Source organism: Paraburkholderia podalyriae, assembly GCF_014397785.1.
GTDB classification, from domain to species: domain Bacteria; phylum Pseudomonadota; class Gammaproteobacteria; order Burkholderiales; family Burkholderiaceae; genus Paraburkholderia; species Paraburkholderia podalyriae.
Genome location: NZ_VZQQ01000146.1, coordinates 1 through 5,228, shown reverse-complemented (window position 1 = coordinate 5,228; position 5,228 = coordinate 1). Strand labels below are relative to the sequence as shown.

Annotated in this window: 4 protein-coding genes; 3 read left to right on the top strand and 1 reads right to left on the bottom strand. The window is 60.2% G+C overall.

Going from position 1 to position 5,228, the window contains the following annotated elements; genetic code table 11:
* The first annotated feature begins 147 nt into the window (after positions 1 to 147).
* Positions 148 to 495: a sensor histidine kinase gene (locus F6X42_RS45470; protein ID WP_222945920.1), complete on the top strand. Its 348-nt coding sequence runs from the start codon at positions 148 to 150 to the stop codon at positions 493 to 495.
* Between the two features lie 551 nt (positions 496 to 1,046).
* On the opposite strand, the gene F6X42_RS41620 is transcribed toward F6X42_RS45470, so the two are convergent.
* Positions 1,047 to 2,108 (bottom strand): class I SAM-dependent methyltransferase, encoded by a 1,062-nt coding sequence (locus tag F6X42_RS41620; RefSeq protein WP_187639585.1) that lies wholly within the window; start codon positions 2,106 to 2,108, stop codon positions 1,047 to 1,049.
* Positions 2,109 to 2,564: 456 nt separating this feature from the next.
* Between F6X42_RS41620 and F6X42_RS45465 the strand changes: the two genes are divergently transcribed.
* Together F6X42_RS45465 and F6X42_RS41610 are read left to right on the top strand one after the other, a co-directional pair.
* Positions 2,565 to 4,292, top strand: a complete 1,728-nt coding sequence (locus F6X42_RS45465; RefSeq protein WP_187639584.1) for a methyl-accepting chemotaxis protein — start codon at positions 2,565 to 2,567, stop codon at positions 4,290 to 4,292.
* Between the two features lie 370 nt (positions 4,293 to 4,662).
* The coding region (locus F6X42_RS41610) for a DUF4118 domain-containing protein (RefSeq protein ID WP_187639583.1) at positions 4,663 to 5,228 on the top strand (566 nt) is incomplete at its 3' end.

Here is a 5,228-nt window from a genome sequence, read left to right as displayed (position 1 = left end):
CCATGGCACTAAACTGCCTGCGCGCGACATCTGATCGAAGCGTGACTATCGAGTTGCGGCGCAACGCGTTGAATTTTGAACACCTCCGACGTTGCGCCTGCGGCACCATGAGAAATTAACAGCCCTGTCGGTGACGCTCTGGCCCTCGTGCGCGGCGATCTGGAGGCGCATCGGGTAGCCGTGCGGGCCGAGCGCAGCGAACAGCTCCCGAGGATAAACGGCGATCCGGTTCAGCTCCAGCAAGTGCTGGTGAATTTGATGACGAACGCGGTCGATTCCATGGCCAGTATGAATGGCGAGCGGGTACTTTGCGTACGCTCTGAGGTCCATGAATCTGGGAGTGTGGTGGTGTCGGTGGAAGACACAGGGAACGGCATAGAAGCGGAAGCCACCGATCAGATCTTTAACCCGCTGTTTACGACCAAAGCGCACGGTATGGGGATGGGGCTGTCGATTTGCCGGTCGATTATCGAGGCGCACAACGGGCGATTGTGAGTGACTGCCAATTTACCCCGCGGCGCCATTTTTCATTTTATGGTGCCTGCTCATCCAGGCGGTGCCGAGGTGGCCTCGGAAATCCGGACACACGAATGACCGCTGGACAACCGGTGACGAGCCGTTCAGCCAGGGTATGTTCAATGGCCGGAAGGGGTCGCGTGCTGCCGATCGCCGTTAGGCAGAGGGCGGCCACAAAGAGCCGTTCGAAGCTTATAGGCAAATGCCCGCTCTCGATCGTTCAACGGACGTTGAATCACGGAGGGCAAAAGTCCTCGGGAATCGAGCGTCACTTATAAGTCGACGGGCATTGCCTCAGGAGCAATGTAGCCGCACGCGCGAATCCGGCGCTCAATTTGAGAGATTGTTCATTGCGGTCACACCTAATGCTGCACGAGTGAGGTCGCCATGACGTGCAATCTTGCCATCCCGTGCCGCTATCTCCGCGTGATGTTTGGCGCGCATCTCTTCGCCACATCGACGATTGTCGCCTTCCGCGCTCCTGGCGACTTTTGTGCGTCGCTCGCGCGGTTTCCGGCAAGCGACCAGGTTCACGCCTGCGCCTGAAAAACCAGATTGAACGGCGTTTGCGTTGCGCGCCTGAAGCGCGTGAAGCCGCCAGCAGTCACGACTTCTCTGAGCCGCGTTTCGCCCGCCTGCGCGCCGAGCGCTCTTCTGCCTTCCTGTGATAACGATGCGCCTGTGCAAATCATCGTCGACGCAGAATAGAACACCCGTCCGACAGGATTGATATTGTCTTCGAGGCGGTCATTCGCGAACGGTTCCACGATCATCCACGATCCATCGGGTCGCAGCGTTTGTAGGACGTGTGCTGCTGCGCCCGTCGGGTCGCCCATATCGTGCAGGCAATCGAAGAATGCGACGAGGTCGTAGTCCTTTCCAGGATATTGCTGCGCGGTTGCGACTTCAAACGTGACGCGGTCGCCGAGGCCCGCGCCGTCGGCAAGTTCACGTGCTCTCTGCACGGACGGTTCGTGATAATCGAAGCCGATGAAAGCCGCGTTTGGGTATGCCTGAGCCATCAGTATCGTGGATGCGCCGTGGCCACAGCCGACATCCGCGACTTTCGCGCCGCGCCCCTTGAGAATCTCTTGTACTCCGTCGAGCGCGGGGATCCATTCATCGACCAGATGCGCAGCATAGCCGGGACGAAAGAATCGTTCAGTACCCCGGAACAGCGATGGATGATGCTGATGCCAACCGACGCCCAAACCCGTGCGAAACGCGGCTTCGAGTTTCGGCAAGCTGCGGAACATCGCTTCAGCGCAGTCGCAGAAGCCGGGGATAAAAGTCGGGCTCGTTTCTTCGGCAAAGCACATCGCCATTTCATTGGCGAGCTGATAGCGGGCGGTCGAAGGGTCATAGTCAATGAAACCGGATGCAGCTTGCGCCGCGAGCCATTCGCGCACGTATCGTTCGGCGAGACCGGCGCGTTCGGCGACCTGCTCCGAGGTCATCCAGCCCTGCTCGGTCATCGCTTTATAGAGGCCGAGCCGGTCGCCGAGCGCGATCAGCGGCGCGCACGCCACCGCGCCGAACTCTCCAACCATCCGCCCCATGAAGTCTTCCACTTTCTGTTGGTCGTATTGCATGTGCCACCTCACGCTACGAAGGCAGAATACATCTGACGAAAAAGGGCTGTCGTTCCTTGTAGCAGGCTAACGTCGCCCATGAAGAGTATAGGTAGGCAATAGCAGAATGAAACGACAATGCATGGCGCCGCAGGCTTCCACCCATTCATGCTGGCGCAACCTCGAGGACAAATTCTCCGAAGTCCATGCGGCAGTACCACTCAACCAAGCGGACATTCACGCCGAAGTGGTGAGGGACGAAAATGGGTCGACATGAGCCCGATTGGATTTAATGCAATCTGAGCCAGGGGCAGTTGATCATCGGTCGCTAAGTGGACGGTCGCATTCGGACAATCGGCTACTTTGCAGCCAAACTATAAGTATTAACCCTTTAGTTTCCGTCCTTCTTGTCGTTATACAGAATTGCCCGGCAAGCCGGTGGGCCAGGTGGCAGATATCGAAAGATGGAGTTCTCGTATGCGATTGAGCAACATGAAAATAGGAGCGCGCCTTGCGCTGGCGTTCGCAGTCACGTTACTTCTAACGTTCGCACTGGCAGCCGTATCACTGAGTGGACTAAGCGGCTTCAATCAGGACGTCAATAACGTCACGCGCACGCGCTTGCCGGTGTTGTCGGATCTGCAGCAGCTACTCGGAATCACTCGCGGGCAGGCGGTGATGGAACGCGACGCATTAGCCGCGTTGGCAGGCAACGAGCCGGAGGTCGTAAGTGCCAATTTGCAATCGATCGGCAATGGTCACGATATCGTCTCCAAGGCAGTTGAAGAAATCCAGCAGCTTCTCGACGGGGACCAGGGCAAAGAGCTCTGGGCGCATGTCGTGTCCGCTCGTCAGGCGTATTTGTCCGGCCGGGCGGCAGTCATCGCGCAGATCAAGGCCGGCGAAACCGAAGGGGCACGACAAAAGTTGCTGGGCGAGCAGGTGCCGCTGGAGAATCAATATCTCGGCGCAGTGCAAGCCCTGATGGACTACGTCGGCAAACAGATAGCGAGCGAGCGCGACGCATCGAGCGCATCGTATGCCAACGCGCGGATGCTCGTACTGGCGCTCGCGGCGCTCGCGCTGGCGGTCGGAGCGGTTTGCGCGCTGCTGGTCACGCGCTCGATCGTCCGGCCGTTGCATGTAGCTGTCGATGCGGCTGAGAAAGTAGCCCAAGGCAACGTGGCCACGCGGATCGACGCGAATGGCAGGGACGAGACGGGGCAATTACTTCGATCGCTTCGCACTATGACCGAAAGCCTGTCTGACACCGTCAGCGAGATCCGCATCGGCGCCGAGTCGGTCATGACGGGCGCGCAACAGATCGCGCAGGGCAACACCGACCTGTCTTCTCGCACGGAGGAACAGGCCGCGTCGCTGCAGGAAACGGCGGCGAGCATGGAGGAACTCACGGCCACCGTCAAGCAGAACTCGGAGAACGCTCGCCAGGCGAGCGGCCTCGCGGACAGTGCGAGTGCTGTTGCCAAAGAAGGTTCGGCAATCGTCGGGGAGGTAGTCGAGACGATGGCGGGCATCGAGGAAAGCGCGGGCAAGATCGCCGAAATCACCGGCGTGATCGAGGGCATCGCATTCCAGACCAACATCCTCGCACTCAACGCGGCGGTAGAGGCGGCGCGGGCGGGCGAGCAGGGCCGGGGCTTCGCGGTAGTAGCCAGCGAAGTGCGCTCTCTGGCGCAGCGCTCGTCGGTAGCGGCCAAGGAAATCAAGGCGCTGATCGAGACCTCGGGCAGCCGCGTGCAAACCGGAACCGAGTTGGTGGCGCGAGCAGGAGAGACGATGAGCAAGGTTGGCACAGCGATTCAGCGCGTGACCGACATCATGGGCGAGATCGCGTCAGCCTCGAGCGAGCAGAGCCGCGGCATCGAGCAGGTGAACCAGGCGATCAGCCAGATGGACGAAGTCACGCAGCAGAACGCGGCACTGGTCGAAGAGGCGGCGGCCGCAGCCGGCTCGGTCGAGGACCAGGCGAAGCGTTTGCGCGCTGCGGTAGCGGTGTTCCGCACGGCGCAGACCGATATCGCCGCGCCAGCCGCGCGCCCGCTGTCTGTTGCGAAGCCGCCAGCAGCGAAGCGGCCCGTCTGTGTGGCCGAGCGTTCCGTATCAACCACGAAAGTCCCCGCGCCGATACCGCGGCGCGCTGACTCGCCGGTGACGGTCGAGGGCGCGGATTGGGAAACGTTCTGACAGCGTCGTATGAAGAGAAGCCATCAACGCCGAGTCCGCCAGTAGGTCGCCGCGATGACTCGTCCCATCGTCTGGCGGACAGTCTGCAACGGTTTTGAACGGCGGCTTTCCGCAAAACCGACCGTCTCTTTGGCGTCGACTTATGCCGATCGCATCGGACAACGATCGGCCACGACCCGCCGTTCGCCGGAAATTGGTGACTGGCCGCTTGACACCTGAAAGTGGGGCTAGGGTGAACGCCGAGGCGTTGCCAAGCGCCAGCACGCCCAGACTTTGCGAGTACCGCGTACGACGAGCACATGGTTTGTCGTGTCCCTTGACCGAGAGCGCGAGTCAGCGCTTCGACTTGCCGTTCAAAGGGGAAAACCGAATGAAGGATCTCTTTGCGAACGGTGGCTGGCGGGGGATGCACGCAACCAGAACGACCAACGGGATCGTTCAATCGCGCTCCGTTGCCGCGATCCTGTTCGCCGGCGCTATCAGCATAGCAATCTCGACCTGGGTGTGCTTTCGCTTGGGAGCCGGCGTCGCGGTAGTTGGGTTCGTCTACGTGATCGAGGTCTTGCTGGTGTCACTGACGGGCAGCCTCGTTTCATCGGTAGCTATCTCGGTGATCGCTGTTGGTTGCCTCGACTTTTTCTTTACACCGCCACGATTTACCTTCCGGACAGATACCCAGCAGGACATCGTAGCGTTGACTGCCTTTTTTGTGACAACGTTCGTCGTCACCTTTCTCGTGCATAGGACTCGCCGACTGGCCGCAGTCCATCGTGAGCAGGCACAGCTTCTCGACCTTACCCACGACAGCGTGGTAGCTCGCGATATGGACGATGTAATTACCTACTGGAACAGCGGCGCGGAAGCGCTTTATGGGTGGAAGAAACACGAGGCGCTCGGCCACGTTGCCGACCGTCTGCTTCACACGCGTTTTCCTGC

Coding starts and splice junctions, on each gene's coding strand:
- F6X42_RS41620 (WP_187639585.1), bottom strand. CDS start 2,108: ATGCAATACGACCAACAGAAAGTGGAAGACTTCATGGGGCGGATGGTT.
- F6X42_RS45465 (WP_187639584.1), top strand. CDS start 2,565: ATGCGATTGAGCAACATGAAAATAGGAGCGCGCCTTGCGCTGGCGTTC.